Raw genomic sequence first — 19,990 nt, 5'->3', positions numbered from 1 at the left:
TTTTTTTCCTTAAAATAAATCTAATATTTTTGAAATTATTTATTATCACTAGATAAAATAGCTAAAAAAGCTTTTTGAGGTAACATTACTTTGCCTAAAGATTTCATCTTTTTTTTCCCTTTTTTTTGTTTAGCTAATAATTTCTTTTTTCGAGTAACATCTCCACCATAACATTTATCAATCACATTTTTACGCAAAGATTTGATATTTTCTCTTGTGATTATTTTTTTACCTATAGCAGCTTGAATAATTATTTCAAACATTTGTTTAGGAATTAAATTTTTTAATTTTTGACAAATATTTTTAGCTCTTTGATAAGCAAAATCTGCATGAATAATAAATGATAAAGAATCAACTATTTCGGAGTTCAATAAAATATCAACTTTTTGTAATTTACTTGGATAATATTTTTCTAATTGATATTCGAAAGAAGCGTAACCCTGAGTTAAAGATTTTAATTTATCAAAATAATTATAAATAACTTCTGAAAGAGGTAACAAATATTTCAATAACACTCTATTATTAGCTAAATATTGGATATCTTGTAATTGTCCTCGTTTACTTTGAGACAATTCCATAACTGCTCCAATATAAGTCTCAGGACAAGTTAAAAAAGCTTCAATATAAGGTTCTTCAATTCTTTCAATTAACTGACTCGCTGGCCATTTAGTTAAATTATCAACAATAATTTTTTTATTATTAGGTTGATAAACATAAAAAACAACTGAAGGTGCTGTTATAATTACTTCAATACCGAACTCTCTAACAATTCTTTCTTGAGTGATCTCCATATGTAACAATCCTAAAAAACCGATTCGAAAACCAACGCCTAATAATTTAGAACTTTCTTTTTCATAAGTTAATGAAGAATCGTTTAATCTTAATTTTTGTAAAGCTTCTTTTAAATGGTTATATTTTTTTAAATCAGCGGGGTATAAACCACAAAAAACAACCGGATTGATTTTACGATAACCAGGCAAGGCTTTGACTTGAATACAACGATTCAAAGTAATTGTATCACCAACTCTAACATCATCAATATTTTTTATGAAAGCACTTAAATAACCGACATCACCAGCAGCTAAAAAATCTTTTTTTAAAGGTTTGGGTGTAAAAACACCTACTTCCATAACTTCATAAGTAGCTTGACTAGAAATAAAACGTATCTTATCTCCTTTTTTAACACAACCATTAAAAACACGAATAGACGGAATAACTCCCTTATAAGCATTAAAAACAGAATCAAAAATTAAAGCTTGTAAGGGTTTTTCGATATCTCCTTGCGGAGGTTTAATATATTTGACAATATTTTCTAAAATTTCTAGAACTCCTAAACCTGTTTTACCACTCGCAACAACCATTTTATCAAGATCTAAATTTAATTTTTCTTGAACCTCTTTTTTAGTTTTTTCGATATCAGCTGTTGGTACATCAGCTTTATTTAAAACAGGGATAATTGTTAGATTATGTTCTAATGCTAAATAAACATTATTTAAAGTTTGAGCTTGAATACCTTGTGTTGCATCAATAACTAAAAGAGCTCCTTCACAAGCAGCCAAAGAACGAGATACTTCGTAATTAAAATCGATATGTCCAGGAGTATCAATTAAATTCATAATATAATCTTCATTATTTTTACTTTTATAATGGATTTCTACTGTATTTAACTTAATGGTAATTCCTTTTTCTCTTTCTAAATCCATAGAGTCCAATATTTGTGCTTTCATATCTCTTTTGTGAATTGTATTTGTAATTTCTAAAATTCTATCAGCTAAAGTAGACTTGCCATGATCTATATGTGCAATAATAGAAAAATTACGAATTTTTTTTTTTCTTCGATTTATTGTCTCTAAATTCATATCCGTACCTTTTAATAATTTTTAATTTAAATTTATAAATAAATGAAAAAAATATTTTATTTTTTTTTCTTTTTATTCACTTCTTCCACAAAAGATACATAATTATGATAACGAATAGGTAAAATTAAACCATTTTGATAGGCTTCTTTCACTTTACACTTTTCTTCTTTAATATGTAAACAACTATATCCAAAAAAACATTGATCGGCCAATTTTACAAAATCATCATAAAAATTTTTTATTTCTTCGGGTTTAAATTCTAACAAATCTAATTTGGAAAATCCTGGCGTATCGGCGATATAACCTTCATGAAACAGGAATAATTTGGAATTTTTAGTAGTATGTTTACCTCTATTCAAATATTTAGAAATTTCTTGTGTTTTTAAATTAAGAGAAGTTAAAGCATTAATTAAAGTGGATTTGCCTACTCCTGTTTGACCTGCTAAAATAGTTATTTCGTTAGTAAAAAGAGAATATAAATCATTTAGTCCGTGTCTATTTTTACTATCTACATAAAAAATAGGAGCAAGTTTTTTGTAATAAGATATTTTATTTTGAAATAAATTTAATTCAGATTCAGAAATTAAATCTATTTTAGTAAAAATTAAAATAATTTTTAAATTGAATTTCTTTAAAATTAATAAAAATTTATCTAATAATTTAAATTGGAATTTAGGCTCTACTAAAGAGAAAACCAAAAATAATTGAGTAATATTACTTATATTAGGTCTATTTAATGAATTAGAACGAGTTAAAATACTATTAATTAAAAATTTATCATCTTTATATTCGTATAAAACTAAATCACCTATTTTGATTTTAGAATAATCTAAACTATTATTTGTCTCTTTTTTAGAATTATGATTTTTGATTTTTCCTGTGATTTTAGCACGAATTTGTTGTTTCGTTTCTAAATCTATAATCATATATTCTTTGACTAAAAATTCAATTACAATACCTTTTTGCAAAAATATCTCTCCATACTTATATTCAATAAATTATCTTAATTTAACTTTATAAATTTTTATAATTTTATTTTCTATATTTTTCATAATTTTATTAACGAATTCGTTAGATAAACTTTTCTTTTTATCATTAAAAGTGAAACGAAAAGATAAAGAATGTTCTTCCGTAAATACTTGATTTCCTTCATATAGATCTAATAATTCACATTTAATTAAAATATCTGGCACTTCTTCTTTTAAAGTTTGAAAAATTTCTTGAAAAGAATATTTTTTAGAAACAAAAAAACTTAAATCTCTTTTAATAGAAGGTAATTTAGTAATTACTTCGTAAATAACTTTTGTTGAATTATCTAAAAAATCATTTTCTAAATTTATTTCTAAAAGAAAACTTGACTTTAAATGATACAATTCTCTTAAAGAAGGGTGAATTTCTCCAATAAAACCAATTTTTTTATCTTTAAAAAAAATATTAGCTTGTTTACCAGGATGTAAATTTAAGTAATCATAAGTTGGACGTAATTCGAATTTATATCCTAATAATAAACTTAATTTATCTAAAACTCCTTTTAAAACAAAAAAAGAGCTAACTATATTTGGTTTAATCCAACCTAAAGAATTTAAATTACCACTTAAACCTAAGACCAAATGTAATTTTTCTTCTTGTAAACTATAAACTTTTCCTATTTCGAAAAAAGGATTATCATAATTATTATGCTTTTGATTATAACTTAAAGTTTGAATCATATTACCACTTAAATGCTGTCTTAAGATAGTATATTCTTTCGAAATAGGTTTAGCTACTTCTATATAATCTTTATTATGTGGAAATAAATTTAAAATTTGTAAATTAACTAAACTATAAGTAATAATTTCATAAAAACCTAAATTCACTAATAAATCTTTTATTTTATATAATGTTTCTTGTTTTTGATCCCTTAAAATAGCTTTGTTTTTTTGTAAATCTGTTATTTGTAAACGATCTATTCCGTATAATCTAATAATATCAAAACAAACATCTTCAGGAATTATAACATCATAACGTCTAGAAGGAGCTTGCACTTGTAACACTTCATTACTAATAATTTTTACGTTATATTCTAATTTTGTCAAATAATTTTCTATTTCTTTTAAAGAAAAAGCCAATCCTATTTTATTTGCCACAAAATTTAAAGATAATAATATTTGAGGATTTAAATTATTTTTGATTTTTTTAGAAACAATGTTAGAAGTAATAATTTCTTGATTTAATTGTTGCAAAAGAATTTTGGCTTTATTGAGAGCCGCAACCGTTAAAGAAGCATCAATACCTCTTGACCAACGTAAAATTTTTTCATTTTCTATTTTTGCTTTCTTATAATTTTGTAAAATATAAGACGGTTTTATATAAGACGAAGCTATAATAATATTAACATTATCTTTATTAAGATTTTGAGTAAAAGAATTAAAAATACCAAAAACGGACAAAATATTTTTACCACTAGAAACTATCAAATCTTCTTTGTTCAAAGAAATTTTTTTATTTTGATCAACAAAAATTGTTTCTTCATCAAAAGAGTTTCTAATTTCAATTTTTTTGTCTTGTAAATCAGAAACGTCAAAAATTTCTAAAGGAATACCGTACTCCAATAAAACTAAATTAGTAATATCAATCAAATTATTAATAGGTGTTATATTATGGGCAAAAAGAAAACTTCTTAACCATAAAGGAGATTTTTGGATTTTAACATTTTCAAGATAAAGTATGTTGTATTCTAGACAATTTTTATTATTAATTTCGATTTGAAAAGTATTTTTGATGTTCGGTATCTGTTGTTCAAAAGGAAATGAAAATTTTAATTGATCTTTGTTATATACAGCTTTTAAATCTTTGGCAAAACCTAAATAAGATAGTAAATCTCCTCTGTCTGGAGTAACATTTAATTTTAATGTAAATCCTGTTAAATATAAATATTCCAGAGCATTTTCTCCAATAGGTGCATTATCATCTAAAATTAAAATCCCTTGTTTTTCTTTTTCTGTTAAAAATTCTGAATTTAAACCTAATTCTTGAGCAGAACAAATCATTCCTTCGGATTCTACACCTAAAATAATTCTTTTTTGAATAAGAGTTTTAATTGATTTTAAATAAGCTCCAATTAAAGCTACTACTACTTTTTTACCTTTTTCTAAATTAGAAGCACCGCAAATAATTTTTAAATACTTATCTTTAACATCTATAGTAGCAAAATAAAGTTTATCCGAATTATTCATTTTTTCAAAATTTATAATACGGCCTATAATTAAATAATTATCATTTCGAGACATTTCATATTTATCTATTTCAGTAATATGATTATTTATTAAAAATTGTAATTCATTGAAATTATAATTCTCAAGAGATAAATATTTTTTCAAAAATTTTTCATTAATTATCATGATTTTTTATTATATCCTTAATCAAAAATGATTGTTAATAGCATAAAGCTTATTTCAAATATTAAATAAATTGACTTAAAAAACGAATATCATTATTATAAAAAACCCGAATATCTTTGATATGATATTTTAACATTGTAATTCTTTCAATTCCGATTCCAAAAGCTAAACCATTATATTTTGTGTTATCAAAACCACAATTTTTTAATACTTGAGGATGAATCAAACCAGCTCCAAGTATTTCTAAATATTTTTTTTTGTTATCTTGAGTTTCAATAACCAAATCTACTTCTAAACTTGGTTTAGTAAAAGGGAAATAAGAAGGTCGGAATCTTAATTCTTGTTTATCTCCAAATAAATATTTAATAAAAGATGTAATAATTTCTTTTAAATCTATTAAATTAATTTTTGTTCCGATAACGAAACCTTCTAATTGGGTGAATTGATGACTATGAGTATCATCGTTTTTATCTCTTCTATAAACCTTGCCTGAAGAAATAATTTTTAAAAATTTATTTTTATTTTTTAACATTGTTTGAATTTGGATGCCTGTAGTATGAGTTCTTAAAAGAAGTTCTGGATTATTATTTAAATAAAAAGAATCTTGCATATCTCTGGAAGGATGATTTTCGCTCATATTCAACATTTCAAAATTATATAAATCTGTTTCTATCTCGTTGCCTTCATAAATAGAATAACCTAAGTTTAAAAAAAAATTTTCCATTTCTTTAATCGTTTTATTCAAAGGATGTATAGAACCTTGGGGAAAATTAAAAGAAGGCAAACTAAAATCTATTTTTTCTTTTATGAGTTTTTGATTTAAAATTTCATTTTCTAAAGTGTTTTTTTTATGTTTAAGTAAATCATAATTTTTCGTTTTATTTATAAAAATAATTTTTTTAAATTCTTTTTGTTTTTCTAACTCAAAATTATTAACTTCTTTTAATATTTTTGCAAAAAGACCTTTTTTACCAAAATATTTTATTTCTAATTCTGATATTACTTGAAGTTCATTAATTTGTTTTAATTCTTGAAGTAATTCAACATCTATTTTATGTAGTATTTTATTTAATTCGATAATATTTACGTACATATTAACATAATTCCTTTTTTTTATTAAATATTTTTATTTAAATTAATTTACAAATTTGTTTTAAAATTGTTAAAAATTATATTTTTTTATTTTCAAAAAAGTTATTTCAATATATAAATATATTATATATATAATAATAATAAATATAAAGACATGTTTTGTATTTATGATATATATCAAAAGAACTACAAAGAAATTGATTGATTAAATCAAATTAATTTTATTTTTTGTATTTTTTTATTTTTTTATTTTTTTATTTAAAAAATGATATAATTAATTTAGTGAAATTTTAAAACGATATTTTTTAAATCAAATTTTAAAAAATTTATTAATTAAATCAAATCAATTCTAATTTAATTTTTTAAATTCAATTTTTTGAAAATACTAAAAATTGTAATCTTATTTTGCATACTAACATAAAATATTTTTTTTGAAAAATAATCTTAATAGTATTGTATAAAAACTTATATTCACAAAATATTTATAATTTAAAAATATATTTTTAAATTATAAATCATAATAATATTCTAATAACAGAACTCTATATTTTGCTTGAAAACAAATAAATCATAATAATATTCTCATAACAGAACTCTATATTTTGCTTGAAAACAAGTGAATTATAGATTAATTAATTTATTATTTTCCAATATTATATTGGTTTATAATGAATTAATTAATCTATTTTGAAAAATGTATATTTTATTATTTAGTTATCTAATATAACTCAACAAAAAATTATATTTTTGAAGAAACAGAGAGGAAATTAATAATGTCTAAGACGTTCACAAACAGATTTATAACTTTTTTTATTATTATTTTTATCACTTTTATTGTTTTAATATTTCCTGTTTTGGCTATTTGTCAAGAAACAAAAACAAATACTTCAGGCGAATCAAAACAAATACTCACGTCAACTACAATGTTAAATGATATGATTAAACATTTGTTAGGTGATGTAGATTCGGAAGAAAACGATCAATATCAAAAAATAGAAAATATCAAATGCAAAGAACCTTTAATGGGTGTCGGAATTGATCCACATAATTATAAAACTAAATTATCAGATCGTAATAAAATTAAAACAGCTGATTTCTGTATTGTTAATGGTTTGCATTTAGAAGCTAAAATGGTTGAAGCTTTTGAAAAATTAACAAAAAAGGATAATTTCTGGCGCGCAGGAGAAGATGGTTTAGATCCAACAGACCCAAGAAAAGAAGACGAAGATTCAAAAGAAAGTGATCCTCATATTTGGTTTGATATTGATTTATGGCAAAAAATTGCTGAAAGATTAAAGAATAGATTAAAAGAAACAATTATAAATAATGATGATGATAAAAAAAAATTAGACAACAATTTTAAATTATTTAAAGAATCATTGCAAGACTTAAGAAAACATATTATTCAAGAAATGACAGAATTAAAACAACAAAAAGAAACACAAGGAGTTAAATTAATTATTGTTACAGCTCATGATGCTTTTTCTTATTGGGAAGCATTTTCTCAAAAAAATAATTGTGAATTTGAATTAGAACCTATTCAAGGAATTTCAACTCAAACAGAAGCTAGTATACAAGCGATATCGGAATTAGCGACAAAATTGTCTAAAAATAATGTTAAAGCTATTTTTACTGAAAGTTCAATGCCAAAAGATTCTTTAGAGAGTTTACGTTACACCACTAACAATTTGAGAAGACAACAAGGAAATAAAGACGACATTATAATTCCTTCAGAAAAAGATCCAGACATTGAATTATATTCTGATTCTTTAGGCACAAATGATAAAATAGAAGAATTAAATGGAAAAAAATATAAACATTCTACTTATGTAGGTGCTTTTTTAAATAATATTAAGGTGGTAAAAGAAAATTTATTATGAAAAAAGATATATCAATTAAAATTAGAGATTTAACTGTGGCTTATTATTTAAAACCTGTTTTATGGGATGTAGATGTTGATATTTATCAAAATTCTTTAACAGCAATTTTAGGACCTAATGGAGCTGGTAAATCTACTTTAATAAAAACTTTAATAGAAATTATTCCTAAAGTTTCAGGTGAAGTTTTATTTAATAACGAAAAATATAAAAACATAAGAAAAAAAATATCTTATGTTCCGCAAAGAACTTCTGTTGATTGGGATTTTCCGGCTACTGTTTTCGATGTGGTTTTAATGGGAAGATATGGTCACTTAGGATGGTTTAAAAGACCTACTGATAAAGATAAAAAAATAGCTTTAGAAGCATTAGATAAGTTAGGGATGTTAGAATTCAAAGATAGACAAATTTCAGAACTTTCTGGTGGCCAACAACAAAGAATTTTTATCGCTAGATCTTTAGCACAAGAAAGTGATATTTATTTAATGGATGAACCTTTCCAAGGGATTGATATTCAAACAGAAAAAAAAATTATTACTATTTTAAAAGAATTACAAAAACAACAAAAAACTATTTTATTAGTTCATCATGATTTAGAAACTGTGAAACAATATTTTGATCATGTTGTATTAGTCAATATTCAAAAAATAGCAAGTGGACCAACTGATAAAGTTTTTACTTCAGAAAATATCCAGAAAACATATAAAAATTATCAATTCGATAAAATAAGAAAATTTTAATAAAAGGTATAGGATAAAATGTGGTATTATTTAGAATTATTTTGTAGTATATTTACAAATCCCATAGCTAGACTAATGTTTATAGGTTCTTTTTTATTAGGGATAACATCTGGTATTTTAGGTATTTTTATTAATTTGAAAAAAAAAATTTTAATAGGGGATGTTTTATCGCATACAGTTTTACCTGGAATTGCAATAGCATATATTATTGCAAATTCAACTAGTGAATGGGTTATTTGGTTAGGGGCTTTTGGATCCGCAATAGTATCTTTATCTTTAATAGAAATTATTAAAAGATATTCAAAAATTAAATTTGATACTATTTTATCTTTAATGATTGCTTCTTTTTTCGGATTAGGTAATGTTTTAATTGCTTATGCGCAAAAAGGAAGTGAAGATTGTTCAATTGCTGTTTTAGAAAAATTTATTTTAGGACAAATAGCTTTAATTTCTGAAACTCATGTTATAATAATCGGCGTTCTAACTTTTATAACTATTTTAACAATTTGTGTATTGTGGAAAGAATTTAAAATTTTTACTTTTGACGAACAATTATCTCAAAGTCTAGGTTTTAATAATATAATTTTAACACTTATTATGAATGCTTTATTGATAGGATTGGTTATAATTAGTTTAAAAATAACAGGAGTTATTTTAACTAGTGCTTTTTTAATTATGCCTGGTATTATTGCAAGACATTTAAGTGATAAATTATTAGTCAATATTATTTTAGTTTCTTTTATTTCTTTTTTATCTAGCTTTATAGGAATTAATATGAGTCTTTATATAGAACAAATGCCTACTGGTCCTATAATTATTGTAATTTCAACTTGTTTTATTTTATTAACTTGTTTATTTGCTCGTACAAACGGTATATTTAAAAAATTTTTAAAACAAAAACAATATCAAAGAAAAATTAAAAAATTCAAACAATTAATTCATTTTTATCATAATAATAAATCACAAGATATTGTTGAAATAGAATCTTTTTTATTAGAAGAAAAATATTTACATAAAGAATCGGGTAAAATTTTGGTAACTGGTAAAGGAATTAAATTAGTGGAAAATTTAATTAAAGGCGAATTTTAATTATGAATAATATTTTAAATATAATTTTAGAATCTTTTGAAATAGATACTTTTTTAATTTTAATTTTATGTTCTATATCTTTAGCAAATCTAGGTGTTTTTTTAATTTATAAAAAAGTTTCAATGGTTGTGGATGCTATTAGTCATAGTGTTTTATTAGGAATTGTACTTGCTTATTTATTGGTAAATGATTTAGATTCTCCTTTTTTAATTATAGGAGCGACTTTGGTAGGTGTTTGTACTGCTTATTTAATAGAATTAATAAGCAAAAACAAAAAAATTTCTAAAGGTTCTGCTATAGGACTTGTTTTTACTTTTTTCTTTTCTATTGCTATTATAATTATTAGTAAATTTATCCGAAATATTCATATAGATACTGATGCTGTTTTTTTAGGTAATATTGAATTATCAGAAGCAAGCATACTATATAAAATAATCCCTATTTTAATTTTAAATTTATTTTTTGTTTCTATATTTTACAAAGAATTAAAAATATTTATTTTTGACCCTCATTTATCTAATGTTTTAGGTTTTTCTTCAGTTATTATTAATTATATTTTAATGGCATTAGTCTCTTTAACAGCAGTTATTTCCTTTGATGTTGTTGGTTCTGTTATGGTTATTGCTTGTATGATAGGCCCAGCAGCAACAGCTACAATATTGACTCAAAGATTATTTAATTGTTGGTTATTATCTTTATGGTTAGCTTTTATAAGCGCTAGTTTAGGTTATTATTTAGGGATTTATTTGGATCTTCCGGTATCAGGAATGATTTCTGTAGTTATTTTAAGTATTTTTGTAATTGTTTTAGTGTTTGAACCTAAAAATGGTATTATAGCTAAAATAATTAAAAATTATTTTCATAAAAAAACTTTTATGATAATTTTATTATTAATGCATTTAGAAAATCATTTAAAACAAAATATTAAAAATTACATTCAAGATATTCAAAATGATTTAAAATGGCCTTCAGAGCGTTATCAAAAATGTTTAAAAAAAGCTATAAAAGATAAATATATAATACAAAAAAATAAAGAATTAATTATCACTAATGTGGGGAGAAATTTTTTACACCAAAAAAATAAAAATTTTGGTTTGAATTAAAACTTGTCTAAAATTTTAATTTAGCATATATAAATAAAACTAATATAAAAAAGTTTTTCTTTTTTTATATTAGTTTTATTTTATATTTCTTATTTAGTGTTATTTCTTGTTGGGTTTATTTAAATAAACTGGCAAAAAAACCTTTTTTGCGCTTTTTTGATATAAATCTATCATCTTTTAATTCATAATCCTCTTCATAACATTTTTTTATTTCATCAACGTTAAATATACGTGCGTATTTCAAGCCATTAGGTTCATATTCAGCTTTATGGAAGTCTTCAATTGTAAATCCCACATTTTTTAAGTCTTTAGCTGAATATTGAGCGTTTTGGAAGTCTTTAATTGGAAATCCAGCATCTTTTAATTCATTAAGTGGATAATGTTCTTTTAAATCTTCTAATTTAAATACACCTGTTAATTTATTAGGTGAACAATATTCTTTTAAATCTTCTAATTTAAATACACCTTTTAATTCATTAGCTGAATATTGAGCGTTTTGGAAGTCTTTAATTGGAAATCCAGCATCTTTTAATTCATTAGGTGGATAATGTTCTTTTAAATCTTCTAATTTAAATACACCTGTTAAGTCTTTAGCTGAATATTGAGCGTTTTGGAAGTCTTTAATTGGAAATCCAGCATCTTTTAATTCATTAAGTGGATAATGTTCTTTTAAATCTTCTAATTTAAATACACCTGTTAATTTATTAGGTGAACAATATTCTTTTAAATCTTCTAATTTAAATACACCTTTTAATTCATTAGTTGAATATTGAGCGTTTTGGAAGTCTTTAATTGGAAATCCAGCATCTTTTAATTCATTAGGTGGATAATGTTCTTTTAAATCTTCTAATTTAAATACACCTGTTAAGTCTTTAGCTGAATATTGAGCGTTTTGGAAGTCTTTCACTCCAAATTTATATTGTTTTAATTCTTGAACTGTAATTCCAACATTTTTTAAATCATTAAATAAAGACTGTTTGCGTACATATCGACTTAATGCGTTGTCTTTGTAAAGTAAATAAATTAATTTTTTTAACTGTTCAATTTGTTGTTTTAAATTTGTGTCATTTTCACACGTTTTATGTCGAAAGGAAATATACAACTCGTCTATACTTAGAGCCTCCTGAGTAGATGACAATTTTTCAGGTAAATTAAATTCTAACTTTAAATCAGATGTATCAATTGCATTAAGTATGTCATGATCTTTTAAAATTGAATCAGGTATATAAGGTTTTTTTGAAACTGTAACAGGTTTATCATGTTCTTTTGAATCAGATGATGTATCAGGTTTAGCAAGTTCTTTTGGAGCAGATTCAGATTCTTCTTCTATTGGAACAAAACCATTTTGTTTATAAGTTTTTACAACAGGTTTTAGACGGTATTGAGGTATTGTGTGTTTTAATTCAAAGTCTACTTTATATTGTTTATCTTTCGAATTATTGTCTAAAGCTAAAATCTTACAAACATCAAACAAAATAAATATTATTAATACAATAATAATATTTATATATTCTTCTTTATTTTTTTTGTAAAATATCATAAATCACAATTACCTTTTATAATTTATTCATAAAGTATTATTATCACATTTGATTTTTAAATTCTATTTGTTTAATTTAAACAAAGATAACCACTAAATAGAAATACAAATGAACAAAATAATACAAGACAAAGCCTATCAATATAAAATAAATGTTAAATTTTTCAATTTATTATTTATTTTTCGATTAATGTTACTTATTATTTTATGGATTCTTTTATTGTTAATTATTAATGTATATTAGAATTTATTTAATTCAATTTAATTTCTAACTGTGCATTTGTTATTAAAATTATCTAATGTCTAATTTATTTCAAGAATATTCATTATACATTATCTTTATATTAAATAAAGATAATGTATCTATTTTATCTAATCCTAAACGTTGAGATACAACCCGAAGGTAACAGACATAATTTATGAGATATATAAAGGATAAAAAAACAAAACAAAAAAATATGAAACAAAATTAATATATTACGTGTTAACGAATAAACAGATGAATTATTTTTATTTTTTTTAATATTTTTGTTTTTTCTAATTTTTTTGTTTTGTGTCAAATTTGAAGGTGTTTCAAAATCTAATTTCATTACTTATCACATTATCACTTATAAATTCGAAATAATCTATTAATATTCTTCATATATCCCAAACACTAATAAAATCCAAATAACAATCATCTCCAAGACTTTTGAAAATATATAAAAAAACTTTTATATATTTTCAAAAATTTTTTAATAAAAATAATTTATATAAAAAATAAATTATTTTGTAAAGTATAATATCATAAATAAAAAAAAATACAAGTTTAAAGTATTCTTTGTAATATTGAATAAAATAATAACTTAAACCTTTCGGTTGATTTACTAGTCTATTATTGTTCTAATTTTATTAGATTAATACATTTATGTATGATTTAAAAGATTTATTATTTCTATTTTTAAAAAGTGAACAGAAACCACATTAATAATTTTATTTGATGAATTTTTCTATAATAATATTAAATACCAAAATTATTCTATATTATGAACATTTACATTGTTTATATTTTTTTGTGTAGTTCTTATTGTCCATTACTATTGCTTTATATTGAAATATAAAAATTATTACTAAAACAGTAATCAAGCAAAAATATAAAATATAAGAGTGTAATCAAACCAATTATTAAATTTGTCTTAATACTGTGAAACCTGCGGTTTCCTAAAATTTAAACATTTAATTAAAAAAAGATTTTTAAAAAAAATATTTAGGAGAATATTTATTTTTATTTATGGGTTCATAATAAGCTATCCAATTTTGTTTTTGATCTAAAACAACAAAAGGATGACGAGTTATAATTTGTCTTTCATCTAATGTAATACCATTTTTTACTAATTTAATTAAATAATCATTTAAAATTAATTTTTGTTTTTTTTGAAAAAGTTCTTTAACATCTCTTAAATGTTCTAAAGTTACTGATTCAATATTTTGAGCATTTTGTAAATTATAAGAACCTATTTTAGTTCGAGTTAAATTTTGTAAAGCTCCATAGGTATTCATTTTGGAAGCAATATCTCTAATTAAACTTCTTATATAAGTGCCTTTAGAAACTTTTGTTTCAAAATTTATTGAATCATTTGTCAAAGGCGGTATTATTTTTAAATTTTTAATATGAACTTCTCTAGGAGGGATTTCAATATGAATATGTTTCCTAGCTAAATGATACATTTTTTGACCTTTTATTTTTATAGCAGAATACATAGGGGGTATTTGTAAATATTTTTTTTTATCAAAATAAAGAGAACTTTTTTGAATTTGTTCAAAATCTAAAATATTTTCTTTTTTATTTATTAATTTACCTGTTATATCTAACGTATCAAAATTTTGATTAAATAATGCACTACCTTTATATGTTTTATCTAATTTTTCAAATAAAAAAGCTAATTTAGTAGCTTTATTAATTAAAACAATCAAAAGACCTTCTGCTAAAGGATCTAAAATACCTGTATGTCCTGCTTTAAAAAGGTTTAATTTTTTTTTGATTAAAAAAATAACTTTCTGAGAAGATATATTTTTTGCTTTATTAATTAAGAAAAAACCGTTTTTCAAATTTTATTTTTTTATTCAACAAAAGATTGTAATTCTTCTTTTGAACAATATCCTATTTTTCTTTTTTTTTCTTCTCCATCTTGAAATAATATTAGAGTTGGAAAACTTGTGATATTATATTCGTTCATATATTCACGATGTAAATCCACATCAATTTTAATTATTTCTATATCAGGATTTTCTTTAGCAAAAATATTTAAAACAGGTATTAATTTTTGGCATGGACCACACCAAGAAGCATAAAAATCGATTAAAACTGTTGTTTTTTGACTAATTATTTTTTTTAAATCTATATTTTTATTATTTTCGCACATGTTATTTGCAAAACCTTTCTTTTATAATGTTTTTATTTTTATTATATATCTTTTTATAAGTTTATTTATAAGTTAATTAATTAACTTATAAATAAAAATCATAAATCTGGTTTATAAAAAGATTTTCCTTTTATTACAGGTAAATTTTCAGTAAATTTTCCTTTTTCAGTTTTTTCTATTTCTTCTTTTAAAGTATTTAATTTAGCATCTAAATCGTCTAAATACCATAATAAAAGAGCTTCGCCGATTTGAGGTTCTTTAAACGCACCATATTGTAATAAACCATGATGTGCAATTATTAAATGTTTTAAAAGCAAAATTTCTTCTTTGTCTTGAAACCCTAATAAAAGAGCTTCTTCATGGATATTATTAACTCCTAAAATTAAATGCCCTAATAAAACGCCTTGTTTGGTATAACTTTTCGTTTCGAAAGTAAATTCTTGTATTTTAGCCATATCATGAAGAATAATACCACATTGTAATAAATCTTTATTTAAAAAAGGATATAATTCTAGATAATGATTAGATATCTTCAATATACTTAGAGTATGATGGCTTAAACCACCGTAATAAGCATGATGCATTTTGCAAGCAGCTGGTGAAATTAAAAAATTTATTTTATATTTAGAATAAATATTTTGAGTTATTTTTTTGAAAATAGGATTTTTGATATTAGATAAAAAATTAGTTATTTGTTGATCTATGACATGAAAAGGAATATTTGTGCACGTAAAAAAATGATTATAACAATGATAAATTTGTTCTAAATTTAAATTATTTTCGATTAAAGAATATTTAAGACATATTAAAACGTTTTTATTGTTTTTATTTTGTTGATATGCTGTTTCGAAAACATAAAGTTTGTCTTTTTGAGGAATATCAAAAACAGAATCTATTTTGATATTTACATTAAAATTTTCCATTAATAAAAAGTCAATATTACAAAAATGTTCGCCTTTATTAAGGCTAATTATTTTTCCAATAAAAGTGATTTTATCATTTATTTTTTTATTTTGTAAAAATAAGTTTTGATTCATATTATATAACCTTTTTGATAAAAATATATTTTTTAATTTATTACTAACGAACTCTTTATAAGTTGTTCATATAAAGATAATATTTTTTGAAATTGTTCTTTTTTGCTTTTATTAAATGTGAAAGAATGGATTATTTTAGGATTTAAAATGAATGATAATTTGAAAAATAATTCTGGTGTCATTTTTTTAAAATTTGCTTCAATTATAAAAAGAATACTCTCTTTGAATTCTTTTAAAAAAGAAATAGCATTAGTGCGTTTTAAAGATAAAAAAGCTTTTTGATAAAATTTTTGTTTTGTTATTTTTTTTAATTCTTCAAGAATATATTGAGTTTTTATTTTGCTTATTAAAGAAATATTATTTATTACAGCTTGTTCGGTTTCTTCATCTATATCAAAATTAGTTTTAGCTTGAAGTGTAAAAAGTCGCATTATTCTTAAAGCATCTTCTTTAAATTTTTTATCAGAAAAACCAATAGTTTTTATTTTTTTGTGATTGAATTCATTATAAGCATTTATATAATCAATTATTTTGCCGTTTTCATCCATTAACAAACTATTAATAGTAAAATCACGTCTTTTTAAATCTTCTTTAATATCTTTAATAAATTTAACAAAAGAAGGATTTCTGTAATCTAAATAAGGTCCTTCTTCTCTATAAGTAGTTATTTCAAATTTTTCTTTTTCAAAAATTATTTGAAAAGAACCATATTTAATATTTTTTTTTTTACAAATGAAAAATTTTTTTATTTCTTCATAATGACCATTAGTAGTTATGTCGATATCATTTATAGATATATTTAAAATGATATCTCTAACTGCTCCGCCTACAATAAAAGCTTCAAACCCTTTTTGTTTCATTTCTTTTAATATTTGTTGTGCTTTTTGGATTTTCGTTTTTTCTTGATTATTCAATTTCATTTCAAAAATACCTTTTTTAATACATTTTTCTCAAGATTTTAAAAGAATGATTCCAACTCCTAAAACATCATTTCCTACATGAGCTCCGATAGCAGGCGAGGAAGGAATTTCTAAAATATTATTTAAATTAAGTTCTTTTTCTAAAAATGTTTTAAATTTTGTTTTTAAATGAGGGTTGCCAGTAGTTAAAATATGAATTAAAAATTTTTTATTCATTGTATATTTTTTGATTTTTTCTAATATATAAGTGAAAGAACTATCAATAGTAAATTTTTTACCAATTAAAACAATTTCTCCGTTTTCATTTACTTGCAAGATAGGATTAATTCTTAACAATCTACCGATAAAACCTTTTTTTTTAGTTAATCTACCGTTTTTAATTAATTGTGTTAAAGATTTAACTACAAAAAAAATAGTATTATTTTTTTTTAAGAAATCTAAGTGTTCAATAACTTCTGTTAAAGTAGAACCTTCATCTAAAAGGCGTTGTGTTTCTAAAGCGAAATAACCTTCAGAAAAGCACACGGTGTCAGTATTATAAGGAATAATTTCAATTTTATCATTTAATTGTTTTTTTGCTTGACAAATAGCATTATAACTACCGCTTAATTTTTTAGAAATAGTCGTAATAAAAATTTTTTTATAACCTTGTTGAACTAAATTTTCAAAATAATCAATTAACTCACCAACAGAAGGTTGTGATGTTTTAATAACTAATTTGTTATTTGCGTTCATCATATTGTAAAATTCATCAGCTTTGATAGTTTTACCATCAATATATTCTTTATTATCAATATAAATTTTAATTCTAATCAAATCAATATTTGTATTTGTTTTAGAATAATAATCTAAACAACTTGTAGATGTTGACATTACTTTTATTTTTTGATTTGTTTTATTTATTTTATTCATTTTAAAACCTTTTATTATTTGAGAGTTTTTATTTCAAAAAAATTTTATAAATATTTATTATATTTTGTTATGTTCTTGTTTTATTATTAAATTTCTGTAAAAAGCTGCTTTTTCGAAATCTAATTTTTTAGCAGCTCTTTTCATTAATCTTTGAAGTTTTTTCACACTATAATCTGATGGATATTTTTGATGAGAAGATAAAAATGATTCTATACTTTCATTTTTTTCTTGATTAATATCTGTGATTTGCGCTACATTTTTATTAATAATAGTCGGCATAAGATTCTGAGTTAAATTATAATTTTCTTGTATTCGGCGACGACGTTGAGTTTCTTTAATAGCAATTTCCATAGCATTTGTTATTTCATCACCATACATAATAACTTGTCCTTGAATATTTCTAGCTGCCCGCCCAATAGTTTGAATTAAACTTTTATAACTTCTTAAAAAACCTGGTTTATCAGCATCTAAAATAGCTACTAAAGAAACTTCTGGCAAATCTAAACCTTCTCTTAATAAATTAACTCCGATTAAACAATCATAAACGCCTTGTCTTAATTTTTTTAAAATAATCATTCTCTCTAAAGATTTAATTTTACTATGTAAATAAGCTACTTTAAGACCTACTTTTTTAAAATATTTTGTTAATTCTTCGCTCATGCTTATAGTTATAGTTGTGACTAAAATTCTCTCGTTTTTTTGTATTCTTTTTTTAATTTCAAAATATAAATCTTCAATTTGGTTTTTAGTAGGCCTTATTTCTATTTTAGGATCTAAAATAAAAGTAGGTCTAATAATCTGTTCTACAATAGGAATATTTTTATTTAATTCGTAATCACCTGGAGTTGCTGATAAATAAATAACTTTATCTAATTTTTGTTCAAATTCATAAAAAAATAACGGCCTATTATCTAAAGCACTAGGTAAACGAAACCCATAATTGACTAAATTTTGTTTTCTAGAAAAATCTCCTTCATACATTCCTTTAATCTGAGGGACAGTAACATGAGATTCATCAATAATAGTTAAAAAATTATAGCCAAAATAATCGATTAAAGTTGTGGGTGGTTCTTTTTCTTTTTTAAGTGATAAGTGTCGAGAATAATTTTCAATCCCATTACAATAACCTATTTCTTTTAACATTTCAATATCATTTGTTATTCTTCTTTCAAGATTTTGCATTTCAATTAATTTATTTTGTTCTTTAAAATATTGAATGCGTTCTATCAATTCTTTTTCAATTCTTTTAATAGTTTCTTTTATTTTGGTTTTATCGGCCATATAAAGATTTGCGGGATAAATAACAATATTATTTAAATCATCAATAATTTTGCCTGTTAAAATATCAAAAATATGTATTTGTTCAATCATTTCATCATCGAATATAATTCGAATACCTCTTTTATTTTCAGAAGATAAAATAATTTCTAAAATATCTCCTCTTATTCTAAAAGTACCCCTGCCAAATTCTATATCATTTCTTTTAAATTGCATTTCTATTAATTTTGTTGAAATTTCTTTTAAAAAAAAGTTTTTATTTTTTTCTAAATAAAGAATAGATTGTTTATAATCATTTATATCGCCCACACCATAAATACAAGAAACAGAAGAAATAACGATAACGTTTTTACCATAAACTAAAGAATTAATTGTTCTGTTACGCAATTGATCTATTTCAGCATTAACTTTAGAAGTTTTTTCGATATAAGTATCATTAGCTACAACATAAGCTTCTGGTTGATAATAATCATAATAAGAAATGAAATATTCCACTGTATTTTCAGGAAATATTTCTTTAATTTCGTTATACAATTGTCCCGCTAATGTTTTATTATGAGCAATAATCAAGGTATTTTGATTTAATTTTTGGATTATATTAGCTATCGTAAAAGTTTTTCCAGTTCCTGTGGCTCCTAAAATAATTTGTTCTTTGATATTTTGATTAAAATTCATTAATAATTCTTCAATAGCTTTAGGTTGATCGCCGCTAGGTTTATATAAAGTTTTGATTTTGAATGACATATATAATTTTAACCTTA

At 22.6% G+C, this 19,990-nt stretch carries 15 protein-coding genes; 4 read left to right on the top strand and 11 right to left on the bottom strand.

Going from position 1 to position 19,990, the window contains the following annotated elements; all coding sequences use genetic code 11:
• Nucleotides 1-35 precede the first annotated feature (35 nt).
• From lepA to pheS, 4 genes are all read right to left on the bottom strand, one after another.
• Nucleotides 36-1,859 (bottom strand): translation elongation factor 4, encoded by a 1,824-nt coding sequence (gene lepA / locus AADV48_RS01425; RefSeq protein WP_341266814.1) that lies wholly within the window; start codon nt 1,857-1,859, stop codon nt 36-38.
• A 56-nt stretch (nt 1,860-1,915) separates the two neighbouring features.
• Nucleotides 1,916-2,827 (bottom strand): ribosome small subunit-dependent GTPase A, encoded by a 912-nt coding sequence (rsgA, locus tag AADV48_RS01420; RefSeq protein WP_341266813.1) that lies wholly within the window; start codon nt 2,825-2,827, stop codon nt 1,916-1,918.
• 30 nt (nt 2,828-2,857) lie between these two features.
• The gene (pheT, locus tag AADV48_RS01415) at nt 2,858-5,239 is read right to left on the bottom strand and encodes a phenylalanine--tRNA ligase subunit beta (protein ID WP_341266812.1); all 2,382 of its coding nucleotides are present in this window, start codon (nt 5,237-5,239) and stop codon (nt 2,858-2,860) included.
• Between the two features lie 61 nt (nt 5,240-5,300).
• Nucleotides 5,301-6,332: a phenylalanine--tRNA ligase subunit alpha gene (gene pheS, locus AADV48_RS01410; RefSeq protein ID WP_341266811.1), complete on the bottom strand. Its 1,032-nt coding sequence runs from the start codon at nt 6,330-6,332 to the stop codon at nt 5,301-5,303.
• 772 nt (nt 6,333-7,104) lie between these two features.
• Here pheS and AADV48_RS01405 point away from each other — a divergent pair.
• The 4 genes from AADV48_RS01405 to AADV48_RS01390 are packed head-to-tail and all read left to right on the top strand — an operon-like array spanning nt 7,105 to nt 11,140.
• Complete coding sequence (locus tag AADV48_RS01405) at nt 7,105-8,211, top strand: metal ABC transporter solute-binding protein, Zn/Mn family (RefSeq protein WP_341266810.1); 1,107 nt, start codon at nt 7,105-7,107, stop codon at nt 8,209-8,211.
• Complete coding sequence (locus AADV48_RS01400; protein WP_341266809.1) at nt 8,208-8,948, top strand: metal ABC transporter ATP-binding protein; 741 nt, start codon at nt 8,208-8,210, stop codon at nt 8,946-8,948. The genes AADV48_RS01405 and AADV48_RS01400 overlap by 4 nt, the downstream gene beginning before the upstream one ends.
• 18 nt (nt 8,949-8,966) lie before the next feature.
• Nucleotides 8,967-10,037, top strand: coding sequence for a metal ABC transporter permease (locus AADV48_RS01395; RefSeq protein WP_341266808.1), 1,071 nt, complete (start codon nt 8,967-8,969; stop codon nt 10,035-10,037).
• Between the two features lie 2 nt (nt 10,038-10,039).
• Nucleotides 10,040-11,140 (top strand): metal ABC transporter permease, encoded by a 1,101-nt coding sequence (locus AADV48_RS01390; RefSeq protein ID WP_341266807.1) that lies wholly within the window; start codon nt 10,040-10,042, stop codon nt 11,138-11,140.
• A gap of 115 nt (nt 11,141-11,255) precedes the next feature.
• Here AADV48_RS01390 and AADV48_RS01385 read toward each other — a convergent pair whose 3' ends face one another.
• The 7 genes from AADV48_RS01385 to uvrB form a co-directional block, all read right to left on the bottom strand.
• The gene (locus AADV48_RS01385) at nt 11,256-12,680 is read right to left on the bottom strand and encodes a hypothetical protein (RefSeq protein ID WP_341266806.1); all 1,425 of its coding nucleotides are present in this window, start codon (nt 12,678-12,680) and stop codon (nt 11,256-11,258) included.
• Nucleotides 12,681-13,913: 1,233 nt separating this feature from the next.
• On the bottom strand, nt 13,914-14,768 hold the full coding sequence (truB, locus tag AADV48_RS01380) for a tRNA pseudouridine(55) synthase TruB (protein ID WP_341266805.1): 855 nt from the start codon (nt 14,766-14,768) through the stop codon (nt 13,914-13,916).
• An 11-nt stretch (nt 14,769-14,779) separates the two neighbouring features.
• Nucleotides 14,780-15,082 (bottom strand): thioredoxin, encoded by a 303-nt coding sequence (trxA, locus tag AADV48_RS01375; RefSeq protein ID WP_341266804.1) that lies wholly within the window; start codon nt 15,080-15,082, stop codon nt 14,780-14,782.
• A gap of 98 nt (nt 15,083-15,180) precedes the next feature.
• On the bottom strand, nt 15,181-16,119 hold the full coding sequence (locus AADV48_RS01370; RefSeq protein WP_341266803.1) for an HD domain-containing protein: 939 nt from the start codon (nt 16,117-16,119) through the stop codon (nt 15,181-15,183).
• Between the two features lie 32 nt (nt 16,120-16,151).
• Complete coding sequence (locus AADV48_RS01365) at nt 16,152-17,039, bottom strand: CCA tRNA nucleotidyltransferase (RefSeq protein WP_341266802.1); 888 nt, start codon at nt 17,037-17,039, stop codon at nt 16,152-16,154.
• 30 nt (nt 17,040-17,069) lie between these two features.
• Complete coding sequence (locus AADV48_RS01360; RefSeq protein WP_341266801.1) at nt 17,070-17,951, bottom strand: DegV family protein; 882 nt, start codon at nt 17,949-17,951, stop codon at nt 17,070-17,072.
• Between the two features lie 57 nt (nt 17,952-18,008).
• The gene (gene uvrB, locus AADV48_RS01355) at nt 18,009-19,973 is read right to left on the bottom strand and encodes an excinuclease ABC subunit UvrB (protein WP_341266800.1); all 1,965 of its coding nucleotides are present in this window, start codon (nt 19,971-19,973) and stop codon (nt 18,009-18,011) included.
• Between the last annotated feature and the right edge of the window lie 17 nt (nt 19,974-19,990).

The sequence above is a fragment of the Candidatus Phytoplasma fraxini genome (assembly GCF_038024965.1).
Lineage (GTDB): Bacteria > Bacillota_I > Bacilli_A > Acholeplasmatales > Acholeplasmataceae > Phytoplasma > Phytoplasma fraxini.
The sequence above is the reverse complement of the archived record's forward strand: the minus strand, read 5'-3'. Positions and strand labels throughout refer to the sequence as shown.

Bases quoted from the DNA above. Each gene is read 5' to 3' on its own strand.
- AADV48_RS01390 (WP_341266807.1), top strand. From the start codon at position 10,040: ATGAATAATATTTTAAATATAATTTTAGAATCTTTTGAAATAGATACT.
- AADV48_RS01360 (WP_341266801.1), bottom strand. From the start codon at position 17,951: ATGAATAAAATAAATAAAACAAATCAAAAAATAAAAGTAATGTCAACA.
- trxA (WP_341266804.1), bottom strand. From the start codon at position 15,082: ATGTGCGAAAATAATAAAAATATAGATTTAAAAAAAATAATTAGTCAA.
- AADV48_RS01400 (WP_341266809.1), top strand. From the start codon at position 8,208: ATGAAAAAAGATATATCAATTAAAATTAGAGATTTAACTGTGGCTTAT.
- uvrB (WP_341266800.1), bottom strand. From the start codon at position 19,973: ATGTCATTCAAAATCAAAACTTTATATAAACCTAGCGGCGATCAACCT.
- AADV48_RS01365 (WP_341266802.1), bottom strand. From the start codon at position 17,039: ATGAAATTGAATAATCAAGAAAAAACGAAAATCCAAAAAGCACAACAA.
- AADV48_RS01405 (WP_341266810.1), top strand. From the start codon at position 7,105: ATGTCTAAGACGTTCACAAACAGATTTATAACTTTTTTTATTATTATT.
- pheT (WP_341266812.1), bottom strand. From the start codon at position 5,239: ATGATAATTAATGAAAAATTTTTGAAAAAATATTTATCTCTTGAGAAT.
- lepA (WP_341266814.1), bottom strand. From the start codon at position 1,859: ATGAATTTAGAGACAATAAATCGAAGAAAAAAAAAAATTCGTAATTTT.
- pheS (WP_341266811.1), bottom strand. From the start codon at position 6,332: ATGTACGTAAATATTATCGAATTAAATAAAATACTACATAAAATAGAT.
- AADV48_RS01395 (WP_341266808.1), top strand. From the start codon at position 8,967: ATGTGGTATTATTTAGAATTATTTTGTAGTATATTTACAAATCCCATA.
- AADV48_RS01370 (WP_341266803.1), bottom strand. From the start codon at position 16,119: ATGAATCAAAACTTATTTTTACAAAATAAAAAAATAAATGATAAAATC.
- AADV48_RS01385 (WP_341266806.1), bottom strand. From the start codon at position 12,680: ATGATATTTTACAAAAAAAATAAAGAAGAATATATAAATATTATTATT.